A 16,875-nucleotide genomic window follows, 5' to 3' on the forward strand; every position below is an offset into this window, starting at 1 on the left:
GCGCACTCTAACTGTTGTGATCCATCGGACGCCAGCCATGCCGTGACATATTGACACGATTGTTGTGCATGCCGACCCCTTCGGCGCGCAGCCGCGCCCGTTGTTCATCGCCCGAGGGCGTTCCTTGTTCGAGGCTGAGGCGACCGCCGGCGCCCAGTACCCGGTGCCAGGGCAGGCGCGTGTCGGCCGGCAACTGGCTGAGCGTGCGTCCGACCCAGCGCGCGGCGCGGCCCAGGCCGGCCATTTCGGCCAGTTCGCCATAGCTCACCACCTTGCCCGGCGGGATCTGGTTGAGCACCAGGTAGAGGGCCGTTCGTCGGCTTTCGGCACTTTCCTGGGTCATGTCGAGGGCAGAACTCATTCGCGTGGTATCCGTCTGGTGACACACACGCGGGCATACCTGGTAATTGAACTCATTGGCATTGGGTGGGTCTTTCCTTGCTCTGGTCCCGGGCATCCGGATAATGCCCGACTTTTTTCGCGAACCTGAATTCCAGTATTGCCTATGTATTCTAGAACCCTGTTGTGCCTTGCACTGGTTGGCGCCTGTACGCCGGCTCTCGCCGATACCGTGTGGATGAAGAACGGCGACCGCCTGAGCGGCAAGATCAAGGTGTTCGATGGCGGCAAACTGCTGCTGGAGACACCCTACGGCGGCTCCATCGCGCTGGACTGGAAGCAGGTCAAGACCCTGGAGAGCGACCAGGAACTGCTGGTCAAGCAGGACGAATACAACGGTGAGCGGGCCAAGTCGCTGCACGCTGCCGAGGAGGGCCAGGTCACCCTGGCCAACGGTGAAGCGCCAAAAACCGTGGAACTGGCCAGTATCCAGCAGATCATGAAGCCCAAGCCGGTGGTCGAGGACCTGATCTGGAAAGGCAACGTAGACCTGGCCCTGGACTACAAGCGCGCTGAAACCGATACCGATGACTATGACGTCGACTTCAAGACCACCGCTCGTCACGGGCGCTGGCGGCACAATGCCGAAGGCGAATACAACCGCGACAGCAAGGACGACGTCACCACCACCAATAACTGGAGCGCCGAATACGCGCTCGACCGCTTCATCACCGACCAGTGGTTCTGGCAGGGGCGCCTGGAATACAAGCGCGACCACATCGAGGACCTGGCTCGCCAGCGCACCGTGGGTACTGGCCCGGGCTACCAGTTCTGGGACGACGAGCTGGGCGCCTTCTCCCTCGGCTCGCTGCTCAACCGCACCGATTACGAGTACGCCGACGGCGGCAAGGACAACTTCTACTCGATCGGCATGAAGTGGAACTACAACCGCTTCCTGATCGGCAAGAGCGTCGAGCTCTTCACCAATGGCGAAGTCGGCAAGCCGCTGGGCAATGTCGCCGACTACAGCCTGGATGCCGAGCTGGGCCTGCGCTACAAGGTCACCGAATGGGCGTCGCTCAATCTCAAGGCCGAGAAGGACATCATCAGCGGCACCCGCGACAGCGACCTGGACAAGACCCGCTATACCGCCGGCTTCGGCGTGACCTGGTAACCGCAGCCGGGAGGCGGGCCCTTGGCATCGGCAACGATAATGATTAGCTTGTCGTGGTCGCCGCCCGTGCCGGGCGGTTAGTTTCCAGGAGTGCAGACGTGAGCGCCAACGTAGCCAGGCCCGCCCGAGAATTGCTGTTGAAGGAGTACCGCGGGGTGCTCTCGACCCATTCCAAGTCCATGCCCGGCTTTCCGTTCGGTTCCGTGGTGCCGTACTGCCTGGATGCCGAGGGTAACCCGCTGATATTGATCAGCCGTATCGCCCAGCACACCCATAACCTGCAGAAGGACCCTAAGTGTTCGCTGCTGGTGGGCGAGCGCGGGGCCGAGGATGTCCAGGCGGTGGGTCGCCTGACCGTGCTGGCCGAGGCGCGCAAGCTGGAACAGGCCGAGGCCATCGAAGCCGCAGCCGAGCGCTACTACCGGTACTTCCCCGAATCGCGCAACTACCACAGCGCCCATGATTTCGATTTCTGGGTGCTGCAGCCGGTGCGCCATCGTTATATAGGCGGCTTCGGCGCCATCCACTGGATCGACCAGCTGACCCTGGCCAACCCCTTCGCCGGCAAGGTCGAGGCGGGCATGGTGGAACACATGAACAGCGATCACGCCAAGGCGATCGCCCATTACGTCGCCCTCAGCGGCCTGCCGGATTCGGTACCGGCGCAACTGGCCGGGATAGACAGTGAAGGCGTGCACCTGCGCATCGGCCAGGCGCTGTACTGGCTGGCATTCCCGGAGCCTTGCAACACGCCGACACAAGTCCGTGAAGCCCTGGTTTTGCTGGCCCACGCCGAGAAATGGCCGCAGTCGCAGACGGCCGAGGCTTGAAATTACGAGCTAAAGTTACCATCTGGGGTCTATTGGAAGATGTCTTCCGCTGAGGAAACCTCGATGCGTGCCTTTCTACTGTTGTTTCTCGTTTTCCCGATCCTGGAGCTGTACGTCTTTTTCAAGGTGAGCAGCGCCATCGGCTTCTTCCCGGCGCTGCTGCTGATCTTCGCCGGCTCCGCCCTGGGTATCCTGGTGGTGCGGGTGGCGGGCCTGGCCACCGCGCTGCGTACCCGTGACAGCCTGCAGCGCGGCGAAATGCCCGCCGAGGACATGTTCCATGGCCTGATGCTGGCGCTGGGCGGCGGCCTGCTGCTGATTCCCGGCTTTATCAGCGATGTCTTTGGCCTGGTGCTGCTGCTGCCGTTCGTGCGTCGCCTGCTCGGGCGCAAGCTGCGCGAGCGCGCCGAGGCGCAGGCCATGCGCCAGCGCGCGTTCGCCGATGAGTACATGAACAACCAGCCCGGTGCCCAGGGGCGTAATCCGCGGCAGCCGAATGTGATCGAGGGTGAGTACGAACACCGCGATTCCTGAATCACGACCCTCCCCGAAAACGGCCCTTCCAAGGGCCGTTTTTCATTCCGTGGCGTTCATTGCAAAAAAATTCATGGGCGAGGCTTGTAATCCCCTTGGGCGCCCCTATGTATGGGTCACCGCAAGGTTTCTGGGCATTTCGCACCAGACAAACACGAGCGTGGCCCGCCCCCGCGAGCCACCACCGGCAACGCCGGAAGCAACCACCCGCCGGTCATGGACCGGCCGATGAAAACCACAATCAGGAGAGATCGACAATGAAGCTTCGTCCTCTGCATGACCGCGTCGTTATCCGCCGCAGCGAAGAAGAATCGAAAACCGCTGGCGGTATCGTTCTGCCAGGCTCGGCCGCTGAAAAGCCCAATCGTGGCGAAGTAGTCGCCGTTGGCACCGGTCGCATCCTGGACAACGGTGAAGTGCGCGCGCTGGCCGTGAAAGTGGGTGACAAAGTCGTTTTCGGCCCTTACTCGGGCAGCAACACTGTGAAAGTTGACGGCGAAGACCTGCTGGTAATGAGCGAGAACGAAATCCTCGCCGTTGTCGAAGGTTGATTCCGCTGGTTTCCCGTTACTCGAAAAGTATTCAAGGATTAAACGATCATGGCTGCTAAAGACGTAAAATTCGGCGATTCCGCCCGCAAGAAAATGCTCGTTGGTGTCAACGTTCTGGCTGACGCAGTAAAAGCGACCCTGGGCCCGAAAGGCCGCAACGTAGTCCTGGCGAAGAGCTTCGGCGCTCCGACCATCACCAAGGACGGCGTATCCGTCGCCAAAGAAATCGAGCTGAAAGACGCCTTCGAAAACATGGGCGCCCAGCTGCTGAAAGACGTTGCCTCCAAGGCCAACGACGAAGCCGGTGACGGTACCACCACCGCTACCGTACTGGCCCAGGCCATCGTCAGCGAAGGTCTGAAATCGGTTGCCGCCGGCATGAACCCGATGGACCTCAAGCGCGGCATCGACAAGGCCACCCTGGCCATCGTCAAGGAACTGAAGGCCCTGTCCAAGCCATGCGCCGACTCCAAGGCCATCGCCCAGGTAGGCACCATCTCCGCCAACTCCGACAACTCCATCGGTGACATCATCGCCGAAGCCATGGAAAAAGTCGGTAAAGAAGGCGTGATCACCGTCGAAGAAGGCTCGGGCCTGGAAAACGAACTGTCCGTCGTCGAAGGCATGCAGTTCGACCGCGGCTACCTGTCCCCTTACTTCGTCAACAAGCCGGACACCATGGTTGCCGAGCTGGACGGCCCGCTGCTGCTGCTGGTCGACAAGAAGATCTCCAACATCCGCGAACTGCTGCCAGTCCTGGAAGCCGTTGCCAAGGCCGGCCGTCCGCTGCTGATCGTGGCTGAAGACGTCGAAGGCGAAGCGCTGGCGACCTTGGTCGTCAACAACATGCGCGGCATCGTCAAGGTTGCTGCGGTCAAGGCGCCTGGCTTCGGCGACCGTCGCAAGGCCATGCTGCAGGACATCGCCGTCCTGACCGGCGGTACCGTGATTTCCGAGGAAATCGGCCTGAGCCTGGAATCCGCTACCCTGGAGCACCTGGGCAACGCCAAGCGCGTCACCCTGTCCAAGGAAAACACCACCATCATCGACGGTGCTGGTGCAGAGTCCGACATCGAAGCACGCGTCAAGCAGATCCGTGCCCAGATCGAAGAGACCTCGTCCGACTATGACCGTGAAAAACTGCAAGAGCGCCTGGCCAAGCTGGCTGGCGGTGTTGCCGTGATCAAGGTCGGTGCTGGCACCGAAGTCGAGATGAAAGAGAAGAAAGCCCGCGTTGAAGACGCCCTGCACGCTACCCGTGCAGCCGTCGAAGAAGGCGTGGTGCCTGGCGGTGGTGTCGCCCTGGTTCGCTCGCTGCAAGCGATCGCCGACCTGCGTGGCGACAACGAAGACCAGAACGTCGGTATCGCCCTGCTGCGTCGCGCTGTTGAAGCGCCACTGCGCCAGATCGTTGCCAACGCCGGCGACGAGCCAAGCGTGGTGGTCGATAAGGTCAAGCAAGGTACCGGCAACTTCGGTTACAACGCTGCCACCGGCGAGTACGGCGACATGATCGACATGGGTATCCTGGACCCTGCCAAGGTCACCCGTTCGGCGCTGCAAGCTGCTGCTTCGATCGGCGGTCTGATGATCACCACCGAGGCCATGGTTGCCGACCTGCCTGAAGACAAGCCTGCTGCCGGCATGCCGGACATGGGCGGCATGGGTGGCATGGGCGGCATGATGTAAGCCAGCCTTGCCCTGCTGCAAAAAAGAGCCCCGCTAGATGCGGGGCTTTTTTATGCCCGGTCGGGCCTCATCGCTGGCAACGCCAGCTCCCACAGGGCCATGTGTCGGACACAAATCCCACAGCTGGCTCAGGACCTTGTGGGAGCTGGCGTTGCCAGCGATTGGGCCCGACCTGACACCATCGTTGCTCAAGCCGACCTCATTGCTGGCAAGCTCCCACAAGCTTCCGTGTTGTTTATCCGGCCTGGGCAACCTTGACGGCCTCGGCACTTGGCTCCGGCGCCTTGCGGCGGTACAGCACCAGGTAATAGCACCCCAGTCCGATCAGCCAGCAGAACACCGCGGTCCACACGTTGTGCGAGAAGAAGTGCGCTCCTTGCAGCATGCGCCCGATGGAGAACACCGTGCCGAGGGCAAAGGCGAACACCAGTGCAGCCTTGGCCATGCGCGGCCGACGATCGCGCAATACGAAGAACAGCGCAAACAGGGTAAAGCCGGTAGCGGCATGCCCACCTGGCCAGCAACGGCCGGGTTTGTCGGTCTGGGGGCGCGCTTCAAGGAGCTTGCTGTAGGTTTCCTTGCCGCCGAACTCGCTCAGGCTCCAGGGGCACTGTACGGCAGTCACCGCCTTGAGCGGGGTGACGAAGCCGGTGGCCAGGCCCAGGGTCAGCACCAGGCAGCCCAGCTCACGGCGGATCGGCTTCAGCCGCTGCATGGCGAAGCTGGCCAGGAAGCCGATGATGGCCAGTACGCTGAAGCCGATCACCACCTGCTTGGCCCGGTCATGCAGGATATTTTCCAGGAAGTAGCTATGGCGCCCGATGAACTGGCCGGCGCTGTGATCGAAGAACTGGTTGGCCAGGATCATGTCCAGGTCGGTCATTTCCAGAAGAATCAGGATCACGGCGGTCAACAGGGGGATGCCCAGTACAATCCACGGATTGAGCGGGCGCGACGGATGGAAATCGTAGGCTGCGGGCATGGGTGATCCTGACGGAAGGGAGACGACCCGCGATTCTCCGTCCTGGCACATGGGCCGTTCGTGAATCCGTCGTGAAAAAAATGTCAGGTGACAATGTAGGCGTAATGCCCTAGCGGGTTGTCTACTATGACCGTAAGCTGCGCCACCTGAAGGGCCGACTGAAGGCCGCCAGCACGACGAAGAGGGACGCCATGCGCATTCTACTGGTTGAAGACAACCGCGATATCCTGGCCAACCTGGCCGATTACCTGGGGCTCAAGGGCTACACCGTGGATTGCGCACAGGACGGCCTGTCCGGTCTGCACCTGGCCGCCACCGAGCACTACGACCTGATCGTCCTCGATATCATGTTGCCCGGCATCGACGGCTATACCCTGTGCAAGCGCCTGCGCGAGGATGCCCGACGCGACACCCCGGTGATCATGCTCACCGCCCGCGACCAGTTGGACGACCGCCTGCAGGGCTTCCGTTCTGGTGCCGACGACTACCTGCTCAAGCCGTTCGCCCTGTCTGAGCTGGCCGCGCGCATCGAGGCCGTGCTGCGCCGGGCCCAGGGTGGCGGGCGTCGCAGCCTGCAAGTGGGCGACCTGAGCTATGACCTGGACACCCTGGAAGTTACCCGTCAGGGCCGCCTGCTCAAGCTCAACCCGGTCGGCCTCAAGCTGCTCGCCGTGCTGATGCAGAAAAGCCCCCACGTGCTGCGCCGCGAGGTTCTGGAAGATGCCCTCTGGGGCGACGACTGCCCGGACAGCGACAGCCTGCGCAGCCACGTTCACCAATTGCGCCAGGTAATCGACAAGCCTTTCGACAAGCCTCTGCTGCATACCGTGCACGGTGTCGGTTACCGCCTGGCCGAGGGCCGTGATGGAGTTTAAGCAAAGCCTCGCGCAGCGGATCATCATTGCCTTTGCCCTGATGAGCGCACTGGTGGCCGGGGCCTTTGCCTTCGGTATCGTGGCTACCGTGCACCTGGTGGAGGAGCGCCTGATTTCCTCGGTGCTCGGCGGTGACCTGCAGCGCCTGCTGCTGATGGACAGCGTCAGCGAATGGAGCCACCGGCCCCGCCCCGACCAGTTGTTCTACTACAGTGGCGGCCGCGACGATTTCGCCCTGCCATCGGACCTTCGCCATCTCAATCCCGGTTTCCACGAGGTGTTCCGCGAACACCTGTCCTACCACGCCATGGTCGAGGTGGTGGACGGACGGCGCTATGTGCTGCTGCAGGACCAGAGCGATTTCGAAGAGCGCGAGCGGGTGCTGTTCGCCGTGGTGGTGGTGGGGTTCGTGCTCAGCCTGGCGCTGGCGGTATTCCTCGGCTGGGTCCTGGCACGCCGGGTAATGGCGCCGGTGATCCGCCTGGCGCGTCAGGTACGTCATCGCGACCAGTTGCTCGGCCTGGCGCCGCCGCTGGCCCCCGATTATGCGGCAGACGAAGTGGGCCAGCTGGCGGTTGCCTTCGACGCCACGCTCGGGCGCCTGCGCGACGCCTTGACCCGCGAGCGGCTGTTCACCAGTGACGTCAGCCATGAATTGCGCACGCCCTTGATGGTTCTGGCCAGCTCCTGCGAGCTGTTGATGGAGTATCCCGGTATCGATGGTCGCGCCCGCGCCCAGGTGGAACGGATCGCCCGGGCCACCGAGGAAATGCAGGAGCTGGTCAAGACTTTCCTGATGCTTGCCCGGGCCCAGCGCGACGAAGGCGCGGTGGCGTCACGGACCACCCTGAAGGAGGCCGGCGACGACCTGATCGGCGTCTGGCGCGACACCATCGAGCAGAAAGGCCTGAAGCTGAGCCTGGTGGTCAACGACCTTTCACCGAAGCTGTACAACGCCACCTTCCTGCATTCGGTCATGGGCAACCTGCTGCGCAACGCGGCCCATTACACCGATGAGGGCTTCATCCGCCTGACCCTCGAGGCCGATGGCTTTACCGTGGAGGACAGCGGCGTAGGCATCCCCGAGGAACAGCGCGAGGCGATGTTCCAGCCGTTCGTGCGTGGCGCAGAGAAGCGCGGCGAAGGCCTCGGGCTTGGCCTGTCATTGGTGCAGCGGATCTGCGATGACCAGGGCTGGGTGGTGACCCTGAGCGAAACCCAGCCCCATGGCTGTCGTTTCCATGTGAACCTGGGCGACAAGGGCGTGGCGCCGGATGCCTGAGGGACAAGGGAAGGGCGGTAATACTTTGTAAAACCTCGGTTTTGATCTGACGTTTTTTTTACAACGACATGACCTGACGGCAACGTCGCCACTCGTAACGTGGCGCTCATTGCAGTCAGGAGATCCTTCATGTCCAGCCCTATCAAGCTTGAGTTTTCCAACAAGTACGACCGCCAGCACGCCCAGCAGTACTACGAAAAACACCAGGCCAGCCTGGCCCGTCGCCTGTCCCATCAGCGCGATGAGCAACTGGCCCGGCGTGCCCTGACCCTGGCCGGCGAGCCAGGCCTGGTGCTGGACCTGCCGTGCGGTGCAGGGCGTTTCTGGCCCCTGCTGGCGGAAAAGCCCAACCGGGTGATCATCGGTGCCGACAATTCGCCGGCCATGCTGGAGACCGCTTGCCGGTCGCAGCCCGCGAATATCGTAGAACGGGTACGTCCTTTGCAGACTTCTGCGTTCGACATCGATTTGCCTGATAACGCCGTCGACAGCATTTTCTGCATGCGCCTGTTCCACCATATCGGTGAAGCACCTCACAGGATGAAAATCCTCAAGGAATTTCAAAGAGTTACCCGTGATAGCGTGATCCTTTCGCTATGGGTCGACGGCAATATCAAGGCTTGGCGCCGGAAAAAGCTCGAAGCACAGCGTATCGCCCGCGGTGAGACCGGGGGTTACCAGAATCGCTTCGTGTTACCGGCGGCTACGGTCGAGGAAGAATTCAGGGCGGCAGGTTTCCGTATCCAGGAACGAATGGACTTCCTGCCGTTCTATGCCATGTGGCGGGTTTATGTATTACGAAAGGGTTGAGTGAATGGATGTTACAGATGCGGGCCGACAGGCCGGAAATGACCGATTCAAGTATTTCTGGCAGCAACAGGGCGAGTGGGTGGAAGAGCCCAACCAGCGTCGGGGCGGCGAAAGTGGTGTACAACGCCTGCGTGACGACAGTGGACACCTGCTCTATGCCAAGCGCCAGGTCGGACATATCTACCGCAGTCTGTTGCATCCCTTCGGCCGCCCCACGGTGTTGCGCGAATATGCCGCACTGACCGGTTGCGGGCAGTTGGGCGTGCGGGTCCCCAGGATCGTCTACTGCGGCGTCGAGCGCGATGCCGAGCGGCAATGGCGGGCGCTGCTGGTCAGCGAGGCGCTGGATGGCTTCGAGGAAATCGACGTCTGGTACGCCAAGGGTGGTCGGGAGCGTCATGGCGAAGCACTGCACGACAGCATCCTCGAGGATCTGGCACGCAACCTGGCGCGCATGCACACGGGGCGTTGGCAGCATGGCTGCCTTTATTCGAAACATGTTTTCGTCAAAGTGACGGGTGAGGGCAAAGAGGCGCGTGCCGAAGTGGCACTGCTGGATCTGGAAAAGTGTCGGCAGCGCTTCAGCAAGCACCGCGCCGCCGCCCATGATCTGCGCCAGTTGCGCCGCCATTCGTCGTTCAGCGACGCCGATTGGGAAAAGCTGCTCTACTTTTACCGTATGGCGTTTGGCAGCGCAGTCAAAGGTTTAGAGTGATGAAACTAGAAATAGCTCGAAGTGTGTTTCTTCTGGCTGCCCTGGCTACCGCGACCGTTGCGGTCGCCGCCTGGGAGCAGCCTCGTCCGGGTGTGATCAGTGCCTCCACGCACTGTCCACTGCCACGGGCGGCGAAACCGCAGGTCCAGGTGCAGCCCGACCATGACCTGCTGCTGTTTCTGTTCGGCATGAGCCAGGGGCTTCGTGCTCAGGGCTGAAGGGCTGCTTCAACCAGGAGGGCCTCATCGCCGGCAATGCCGGCTCCCACAATGTGGACTGCCCCCGAAAAGTTGGACAGTTTTAGCTAGCAGCTTGAGCCCTGTAATCGACAGGGCTTAGGCCGTTTAACCTCAGCTTGATGCGGTCATGGTTGTAGTAGCGGATGTACTCGTCCAGACCGGTGGTCAGCTCTTCGATGCTCTCAAACCGCTTCAAATAGAAAAACTCAGACTTGAGCGTGCCGAAGAAGCTTTCCATAGCGGCGTTATCCAGGCAATTTCCTTTGCGCGACATGCTCTGCTTTACCCCACGCTGCTCAAGTTTTTCGCGGTATTGGCGCTGCTGATAATGCCATCCCTGATCAGAGTGGATGACCAGCTTCGGCTCCTTTCCCAAGCTACTCAGGGCTTTTTCCAGCATGTTCCCCACCAGCTCATAGCTTGGGCGGCGAGCGATCTCGTAGGCCACGATCTCACTGTTGTACAAGTCCATCACTGGTGAGAGATAGAGCTTTTGCTGAGCCACTTTAAACTCGGTTACGTCAGTTACCCACTTCTGATTGGGCCGCTGGGCAATGAAGTTTCGCTCCAGCAGATTCTCGGCAATCCTGCCTATTTCTCCTCGATAGGACCGATACTTTTTAGGCCGCACGACCGCCCGCAAACCTTGGTCGGCCATCAGCCGCTCCACAACCTTCTTGTTCACCAGGATGCCTTGATTCTTGATCGCAAGCGTCACACGCCGATACCCATAGAGCCCTTTTTCCTTGTGATAGACCTGACCCACCAGCTCTTTCAGATCGGCGTGTTTATCCGGCTTTTGAAGGCTTTTGAGCTGGTAGTAGAAGGTGCTGTTCGACAACTCGACCAGGGCCAACAACGCTGACAGCGGGAATCGGGTTCGGAGTCTGGAGACGATCAGCGTTTTTTCTCTTGCCTTCGTTCCTTCTCCTCTCTCAAAGCCTTCAGCTCCTTTAGGACAGCGTTCTCCATGCGCAGATACTCGAGTTCTGCCATGAGCTGATCTCGCGGCTTCAGCGCGTCGTCAGTGTCAGTGGGTTTGAGTGGCTTGATCTTCTTGGACACGTCGGCAGACTTTTTTCGTTGAGTGGCAGTAGAGGTGGCAAGGTTGCCACTGTAGTACTGGTGCTCCCAAATGCCTACCCGGGAGGACTGTCCCAAGCCGAAGTGAGCTGCCGTTTGACGCAGGGAAAGCCGATGCTCGCGCATGTACTGCACGACCCTGCGCTTGAAATCGATGTCGTAGCGCTGACCGTGAGGTATGGGACTGATAGTGGAACGGGCTTTATAGCTCGCCACCCAGCGCCTCAGCAGGCTGAAATCGATACCGAAATGCTGGGCTACCTTTCGGAAACCATCGGTGCCCTCCAGGTAGGCAGTGATGGCTGTGAGCTTGAACTGCTCGGTGTACTTACTCATAACTCCCCCAAGGGTTGGATTAGTCTCCAACTTCTTGGGGGCAGTCCAATGTGGGAGCCGGCGTTGCCGGCGATGAGGCCCTCAATGTTTACACGGTCTGCTCGACCGTACGCGGTTCATCCTTCTTCGCCAGCAACGTATAGACGCAAGGCAATACGAACAGGGTAAACAGCGTCCCCACCGACATCCCCGTGGCGATCACCATCCCGATATCGAACCGGCTAACCGCACCGGCACCCGTGGCAATGATCAACGGCACCATGCCGAACACCATCGCCGCCGTGGTCATCAGCACCGGGCGCAGGCGAATCGCCGCAGCTTCCTCGATCGCTTCCCTTACCGACAGTCCCTTGTGCTCGCGCAACTGGTTGGCGAACTCGACGATCAGGATCCCATGCTTGCTGATCAACCCGATCAGTGTCACCAACCCAACCTGTGTATAGATATTCAGGCTCGACAGGCCGAGGAACAACGGGATCAGCGCCCCGCAGATCGACATCGGCACCGTCACCAGGATCACCAGCGGATCGCGGAAGCTTTCGAACTGCGCCGCCAGCACCAGGAAGATGATTGCCAGGGCCAGGCCGAAGGTGACCCACAGGGCGCTGCCCTCCTGCACGTATTGCCTGGCCGCACTGGCATAGTCGAAGGCGAAGCCGGCCGGCGCCTCTTCCTGGGCGATGCTGCGCACCTCCTGCAAGGCTTCGCCCATGCTGACCAGCGGGAAACCGGAGATGATCGCCGAGTTGAGTTGCTGGAACTGGTTGAGTTGGCGCGGCCGGGCCCGATCGCTGACGGTGATCAGGGTGGACAGCGGCAGCATTTGTCCGTCCTGGTTCTTCACGTAGTAGCTGTTCAGCCAGTCCGGGTTGTCGCGGTAGGCCCGCTCGACCTGGGCGATCACCTTGTAGCTGCGCCCGTCGATGGTGAAGCGGTTGATCTCCGCCTCGCCGAGCAGGGTCGCCAGGGTACTGCCCAGCACATCCATGGACACCCCCATCTGCGCGGCCTTGGCCCGGTCGATATCCACCACCACTTCCGGCTTGTCGAAGGCCAGATCGATGTCGAGGAAGGCGAACTTGCCGGACTTCTCCGCGCGCTCCTTGACCCGCTGGGCCACATCCAGCAGCGACTCGTAGTCGTTTGGCGTGTTGATCACGAAGGCGAACGGCAGGCCCTCGCCCGTGCCTGGCAGCGCCGGCAGGTTGAAACCGAAGATCTGTAGCCCGGCGATGCTGTCGAGCTTGTGCTGCACCTCCGGCAACAGCTCCATCTGCGTGCGCTTGCGATCGCCCCACGGCTTGAGCAGGAAGCCGCCGATTCCCGACTGCACGCCATTGAAACCATTGATCTGGAACGACGAGTAGTACTCCGGGAATTCCTTGAAGATCTTCGTGAACTCGCCGGTGTAGGCATTCAGGTAATCCAGGTTGGCCGGCTGCGGCGCCGTGGCCATCATGAAGATGATCCCCTGGTCCTCGTTCGGTGCCAGCTCCGAGGTGCTGAACTTGAGGAACACCGGGATCAGGCAGAGCACGATGATGCCGAAGACGATCACCACCGGCCGGGTGTCCAGGGTGGCGTGCAGCAGCTTCTGATAGCGCAGCTTGAGCCGTTCGAAAATCAGGTCCAGGCGATGGGCCAGGCCGCTGGGATTCTCCTCGTGGCGCAGCAGCTTGGCGCACATCATTGGCGACAGGGTGAGGGCGACGATCCCGGAGATGATCACCGCCCCGGCCAGGGTCAGGGCGAACTCCTTGAACAGGGCTCCGGTCAGCCCTTCGAGGAAGCCGATCGGCGCATACACGGCGGCCAGGGTGATGGTCATCGACACCACCGGCATGGCGATTTCCCGCGCCCCTTCCAGCGATGCCTCGAACGGCGTCTTGCCTTCCTCGATGTGCCGATGGATGTTTTCCACCACGACGATCGCATCGTCCACCACCAGGCCGATGGCCAGCACCATCGCCAGCAGGGTCAGCAGGTTCAGCGAGTAGCCCATCAGCTGCATGAAGAACAGCACGCCGATCATCGACAGCGGGATGGTGATCACCGGGATCAGCACCGAGCGCAAGGCCCCGAGGAACAGGAACACCACGACGATGACGATCAGCACCGCCTCGACCAGGGTCTTCACCACCTCGTCGATCGAGGCCTGGATGAACAGGGTGGCGTCATAGGCGATGGAGGCCTTGAGGTTCGGCGGCAGCTGGGCCTCGAGTTCCGGCATCAGCTTGCGCACTTCCTTGATCACATCCAGCGGGTTGGCCCCGGGCGTGGCCTTGATGCCGATGTACACCGATGGCGTGCCGTCGAAGGAACTGACCGTGTCGTAGTTCTCCGCGCCCATTTCCACCCGCGCCACGTCGCCGAGCAGGACGCGGCTGTTGCCGCTGGTCTTGAGTGGAATGCTGGCGAACGCCTCGGCGGACTTCAGCTCGGTGTTGGCGTTGATGCTGGTGACCACGTACTCGCCCTTCACCTCGCCGGCGGCGGACAGGAAGTTGTAGCGACGCACCGCGTCGGTCACGTCGCTGGCGCTGAGGCCATAGCCGGCCAGGCGCACCGGATCGAGCCACAGGCGCATGGCGAACAGCTGGTTGCCGAGGATCTCGGCTTCGGCCATGCCCGGCAGGGTTGCCAGCTTGGGCTGGATGACCCGCGATAGGTAATCGGTGATCTGCGGATTGCTCAGCTCGCTGCTGTAGAAGCTGATGTACATCAACGCCGAGGCGTCGGCCGCCTCCTTGCTCAGCACCGGGTCCTCGGCGTCCTGGGGCAGCTTGTTCTTCACCTCGTTGGCCTTGGCCAGCAGTTCGGTGAACAGCCGGTCGCTGTCCGAGCCGATACGTGCGTAGATCGAGATCACCGAGAAATTCTGCCGGCTCACCGAAGTCATGTAGTCGATGCCCTCGGCACTGGCCAGGCTCTGCTGCATCGGTTGGGTGATATAGCCCTGGATGGTCTCGGCGTTGGCCCCGGGGTAGGCGGTGGTGACCGTGATCAGGGCATTTTCCATCTGCGGGTACTGGCGGATCGGCAGCTTGCTCCAGGCCTGGAAGCCGAGCAGGACGATCAGCAGGCTGACCACGCTGGCCAGCACCGGGCGGCGGATGAACGGATCGGTAAAGGCCATGGTGCCTCCTTGTCAGTTGGCGCCTGGCTGTTCGAGGGTCTTGTCGGGGCTGATGGTGACCGATGCGCCCTGGGTCAGCTTGAGCTGGCCGGCGGTGACCACCTGCTCGCCGGCTTTCAGGCCCTTGCTCACTACCACCAGGCCGTCACGGTGCTCGCCCGTGGTGACGAAGCGCCGCTCGGCGATCAGGGCGTCCTTCTCCTGCTCGCCGTTCTCGTTTTTCTTCGGCACTGCGACATACACCGAATTGCCGTACAGGGTGTAGGTCACCGCGCTCTGCGGTACCACCACCTGGTTGCGCGGGTTGGGCAGCAGTACCTGGACGTTGGCGAACATCCCCGGCAGCAGCTTGCCGTCGGGGTTGGCCAGGGTGGCGCGGACCAGCACGTTGCGCGTGGCGTCCTCGACCTTGGGATTGATCGCGCTGATTCGCGCGGGGAAGGTCTGGCCGGGGTAGGCGGCGACGTCGATCAGTACGTCCTGGTCGAGGCCGACCTTCGGCAGGCTCTGCTCCGGAATGGAGAAATCCACGTACAGGCTGCTGAGGTCCTGCAGGGTGGCGATCACCGTGCCGCTGGGCAGGTACTCGCCGACATCCACCTGGCGGATGCCGATGGTGCCGCTGAAGGGCGCAGCTATGCTTTTCTTGTCCAGGGATGCCTTGAGTTGCTCGACCACCGCCTTGTTGCGCCGGAACTGCGAAGTGAGGCGATCGAACTCGCCCTTGGAAATGGCCTGGCTGCCGACCAGTTGGCTGCCGCGGCCGAAGTCCACTTCCGCCAGCTTGAGGTCGGCCTGGGCGGTGCCGAGCAGGGCGATCTCGGCTTTCTGGTCCAGCTCCAGCAGCGGCTGGCCCTGCTTGACCTGCTGGCCGGACTCGAACATAAGCTTGGTCACCGTGCCGTCGGTTTCCAGGCTCAGGTCGACGCCCTGCAGCGCCTTGAGGCTGCCCACCGCCGGCAGGCGGCTCTGCCAGGCGAGCTCCCGCGCCTCGGTGGCCGCCACGCTGATGGCGGGCTTCGGTGCGGAGAACATCTGGATCTGCTTGTAGATCGAGAAGCCTTTGTAGCCTCCCAGGACCAACACGATCAGCAGCACGATGCCCAACATGATCAGCATGCGACGGCGCAGCATAGTTCCATTTCCCTGGATGCAAGTGGGCGAAGTTTAGTCCGTTTGCCCTATGCCCTGCAGCCTCTATTCACACCAGGTGCAGGTGGTTGTCCCATAGTCCTGATGGCAGTTGCAGCGGCTGGCCGACCAGCGTCTCCTGACGGCAGTCGTACAGGCGGCAGCGCCCCTGTCCCGAGGTGACCACGAAGCCGTCGGCCACCGCGCCCACGCCGGCGCAGTCCGGCATCGGCGCATCGAGGCGCACGCTGGCATCGTCGAGGTTCCAGATGAACAGGCGGTTGGCCCGTGGTGCGGTCATCGCCACCAGGCGCAACTCGCTGTGCACGGCGACGCTGGCGGTGTACTGGGCCATCGACTGCAACTGGTGCTCCGGTACCGGGAACGCCTCGAAAGGCTGGCCTGGGCGCTTGATCGCCAGCAACTGGGCGGTCTCGTGGGCGTCGCCCATGAACTGCTGGCAAGCGACCACGGTACCATCGCTGCCGATGGCCAGGTGGCGCACGCTGTTCATCTGCTGGGCGAGGGTTTCCTTGCTGATCAGGCTGCCGTCGCGGCGCATCAATACCAGGCTGGGTTCCATGGCGTCGAGGTTCATTTCCACCCGGCTTTCCGCTTCGGTACGGATACCGCCGTTGGCCACCACCAGGGTTTCCCCGTCGGGCAGCCAGCTCACCTGGTGCGGGCCGATGCCATGGGTGGACAGCTCGCCGCTGTGGACCAGGCGCTCGCCGTCGAAGCGGTACACGCCGAGCACGCCGCGCCCCGGGTCGGTGGTGTCGTTCTCCGTGGCGTACAGCCATTCGCCACTCTTGTGGATCACCGCGTGACCGTAGAAGTGGCGGTTGGGCTGCGAGGTGACCGTTTGCAGCAGGCGCCCGTCGCGCAGGTCGATCAGGTAGCTTTCGGTCCCCGGCCGACGCGCCACGAACAGGGCGATGGGCAGTTCGGGATGATCGATGATGTCGTGGCAACGCTGGGCCACCCGGGTGGCGAACACCCGGGTGCCGTCCAGGCGATAGCCGACCGCGTAATGCTGGCCGTCCGCATCATCGCGGGCAGACAGCAACAGGGGCGGCTGTTCCTTTTGCCGCAGCAGGGTCCAGCCGCCCAGGGTCAGGGCGCTGAGCAGCACGCTACCGAGTTTCAGGGCCTGGCGTCGCAGCATG

The 16,875-nt window shown here is 62.1% G+C and carries 16 protein-coding genes; 10 read left to right on the forward strand and 6 right to left on the reverse strand.

From position 1 onward, the window contains the following. Positions 1-7: 7 nt before the first annotated feature. A complete protein-coding gene (locus ACPFMA_RS05420; protein WP_064302467.1) occupies positions 8-361 on the reverse strand; it encodes an MGMT family protein in 354 nt (117 codons plus the stop codon). Positions 362-505: 144 nt separating this feature from the next. Between ACPFMA_RS05420 and ACPFMA_RS05425 the strand changes: the two genes are divergently transcribed. The 5 genes from ACPFMA_RS05425 (at position 506) to groL (ending at position 5,117) form a co-directional block, all read left to right on the forward strand. Next, positions 506-1,513: a DUF481 domain-containing protein gene (locus tag ACPFMA_RS05425; protein ID WP_064302468.1), complete on the forward strand. Its 1,008-nt coding sequence runs from the start codon at positions 506-508 to the stop codon at positions 1,511-1,513. A 98-nt stretch (positions 1,514-1,611) separates the two neighbouring features. Beyond that, on the forward strand, positions 1,612-2,343 hold the full coding sequence (locus ACPFMA_RS05430; RefSeq protein ID WP_420059333.1) for a HugZ family protein: 732 nt from the start codon (positions 1,612-1,614) through the stop codon (positions 2,341-2,343). Positions 2,344-2,406: 63 nt separating this feature from the next. Further along, on the forward strand, positions 2,407-2,877 hold the full coding sequence (locus ACPFMA_RS05435) for an FxsA family protein (protein ID WP_425929811.1): 471 nt from the start codon (positions 2,407-2,409) through the stop codon (positions 2,875-2,877). 257 nt (positions 2,878-3,134) lie between these two features. Further along, on the forward strand, positions 3,135-3,428 hold the full coding sequence (locus tag ACPFMA_RS05440) for a co-chaperone GroES (RefSeq protein WP_009395550.1): 294 nt from the start codon (positions 3,135-3,137) through the stop codon (positions 3,426-3,428). A gap of 48 nt (positions 3,429-3,476) precedes the next feature. Further along, a complete protein-coding gene (gene groL / locus ACPFMA_RS05445) occupies positions 3,477-5,117 on the forward strand; it encodes a chaperonin GroEL (RefSeq protein ID WP_009395552.1) in 1,641 nt (546 codons plus the stop codon). 235 nt (positions 5,118-5,352) lie between these two features. On the opposite strand, the gene ACPFMA_RS05450 is transcribed toward groL, so the two are convergent. Further along, positions 5,353-6,099, reverse strand: a complete 747-nt coding sequence (locus ACPFMA_RS05450) for a phosphatase PAP2 family protein (RefSeq protein WP_425929812.1) — start codon at positions 6,097-6,099, stop codon at positions 5,353-5,355. 191 nt (positions 6,100-6,290) lie between these two features. Here ACPFMA_RS05450 and colR point away from each other — a divergent pair, with 191 nt between their 5' ends. From colR to ACPFMA_RS05475, 5 genes are all read left to right on the forward strand, one after another. After that, a complete protein-coding gene (colR, locus tag ACPFMA_RS05455; protein WP_009395556.1) occupies positions 6,291-6,974 on the forward strand; it encodes a two-component system response regulator ColR in 684 nt (227 codons plus the stop codon). Continuing rightward, on the forward strand, positions 6,964-8,256 hold the full coding sequence (locus ACPFMA_RS05460) for a sensor histidine kinase (protein WP_420059335.1): 1,293 nt from the start codon (positions 6,964-6,966) through the stop codon (positions 8,254-8,256). Before colR ends, ACPFMA_RS05460 begins: the two co-directional genes overlap by 11 nt. A 129-nt stretch (positions 8,257-8,385) precedes the next feature. Beyond that, complete coding sequence (locus ACPFMA_RS05465) at positions 8,386-9,066, forward strand: class I SAM-dependent methyltransferase (protein WP_064303865.1); 681 nt, start codon at positions 8,386-8,388, stop codon at positions 9,064-9,066. 4 nt (positions 9,067-9,070) lie between these two features. Continuing rightward, complete coding sequence (locus ACPFMA_RS05470; protein WP_064303866.1) at positions 9,071-9,781, forward strand: lipopolysaccharide kinase InaA family protein; 711 nt, start codon at positions 9,071-9,073, stop codon at positions 9,779-9,781. Beyond that, positions 9,781-9,999 (forward strand): hypothetical protein, encoded by a 219-nt coding sequence (locus ACPFMA_RS05475; protein WP_009394722.1) that lies wholly within the window; start codon positions 9,781-9,783, stop codon positions 9,997-9,999. The genes ACPFMA_RS05470 and ACPFMA_RS05475 overlap by 1 nt, the downstream gene beginning before the upstream one ends. Before the next feature lie 82 nt (positions 10,000-10,081). On the opposite strand, the gene ACPFMA_RS05480 is transcribed toward ACPFMA_RS05475, so the two are convergent. The 4 genes from ACPFMA_RS05480 to ACPFMA_RS05495 form a co-directional block, all read right to left on the reverse strand. Continuing rightward, positions 10,082-11,439, reverse strand: a protein-coding gene (locus tag ACPFMA_RS05480; protein WP_425928249.1) for an IS3 family transposase whose coding sequence is annotated in 2 segments (ribosomal slippage) — positions 10,082-10,963 and positions 10,966-11,439 — 1,356 coding nt in all. Because the reading frame shifts where the segments join, the coding sequence is not laid out codon by codon here. 88 nt (positions 11,440-11,527) lie between these two features. Further along, positions 11,528-14,575 carry a multidrug efflux RND transporter permease subunit gene (locus ACPFMA_RS05485; RefSeq protein ID WP_009394723.1) on the reverse strand — a complete coding sequence of 1,016 codons (3,048 nt, stop codon included), beginning with the start codon at positions 14,573-14,575 and terminating at the stop codon, positions 11,528-11,530. A 12-nt stretch (positions 14,576-14,587) separates the two neighbouring features. Beyond that, a complete protein-coding gene (locus tag ACPFMA_RS05490) occupies positions 14,588-15,709 on the reverse strand; it encodes an efflux RND transporter periplasmic adaptor subunit (protein WP_009394724.1) in 1,122 nt (373 codons plus the stop codon). 67 nt (positions 15,710-15,776) lie between these two features. After that, positions 15,777-16,874, reverse strand: coding sequence for a DUF1513 domain-containing protein (locus ACPFMA_RS05495; protein WP_425929813.1), 1,098 nt, complete (start codon positions 16,872-16,874; stop codon positions 15,777-15,779). Between the last annotated feature and the right edge of the window lies 1 nt (position 16,875).

Origin of the sequence: Pseudomonas sp. NyZ201 (genome assembly GCF_049860765.1) — a bacterium.
Classification (GTDB): domain Bacteria; phylum Pseudomonadota; class Gammaproteobacteria; order Pseudomonadales; family Pseudomonadaceae; genus Aquipseudomonas; species Aquipseudomonas bharatica.

What these genes read in the sequence shown, in the direction of transcription:
- ACPFMA_RS05435 (WP_425929811.1), top strand. Translation starts at nt 2,407, where the DNA reads ATGCGTGCCTTTCTACTGTTGTTTCTCGTTTTCCCGATCCTGGAGCTG.
- ACPFMA_RS05490 (WP_009394724.1), bottom strand. Translation starts at nt 15,709, where the DNA reads ATGCTGCGCCGTCGCATGCTGATCATGTTGGGCATCGTGCTGCTGATC.
- ACPFMA_RS05495 (WP_425929813.1), bottom strand. Translation starts at nt 16,874, where the DNA reads ATGCTGCGACGCCAGGCCCTGAAACTCGGTAGCGTGCTGCTCAGCGCC.
- ACPFMA_RS05450 (WP_425929812.1), bottom strand. Translation starts at nt 6,099, where the DNA reads ATGCCCGCAGCCTACGATTTCCATCCGTCGCGCCCGCTCAATCCGTGG.
- groL (WP_009395552.1), top strand. Translation starts at nt 3,477, where the DNA reads ATGGCTGCTAAAGACGTAAAATTCGGCGATTCCGCCCGCAAGAAAATG.
- ACPFMA_RS05485 (WP_009394723.1), bottom strand. Translation starts at nt 14,575, where the DNA reads ATGGCCTTTACCGATCCGTTCATCCGCCGCCCGGTGCTGGCCAGCGTG.
- ACPFMA_RS05475 (WP_009394722.1), top strand. Translation starts at nt 9,781, where the DNA reads ATGAAACTAGAAATAGCTCGAAGTGTGTTTCTTCTGGCTGCCCTGGCT.
- colR (WP_009395556.1), top strand. Translation starts at nt 6,291, where the DNA reads ATGCGCATTCTACTGGTTGAAGACAACCGCGATATCCTGGCCAACCTG.
- ACPFMA_RS05470 (WP_064303866.1), top strand. Translation starts at nt 9,071, where the DNA reads ATGGATGTTACAGATGCGGGCCGACAGGCCGGAAATGACCGATTCAAG.
- ACPFMA_RS05420 (WP_064302467.1), bottom strand. Translation starts at nt 361, where the DNA reads ATGAGTTCTGCCCTCGACATGACCCAGGAAAGTGCCGAAAGCCGACGA.
- ACPFMA_RS05465 (WP_064303865.1), top strand. Translation starts at nt 8,386, where the DNA reads ATGTCCAGCCCTATCAAGCTTGAGTTTTCCAACAAGTACGACCGCCAG.
- ACPFMA_RS05460 (WP_420059335.1), top strand. Translation starts at nt 6,964, where the DNA reads ATGGAGTTTAAGCAAAGCCTCGCGCAGCGGATCATCATTGCCTTTGCC.
- ACPFMA_RS05440 (WP_009395550.1), top strand. Translation starts at nt 3,135, where the DNA reads ATGAAGCTTCGTCCTCTGCATGACCGCGTCGTTATCCGCCGCAGCGAA.
- ACPFMA_RS05425 (WP_064302468.1), top strand. Translation starts at nt 506, where the DNA reads ATGTATTCTAGAACCCTGTTGTGCCTTGCACTGGTTGGCGCCTGTACG.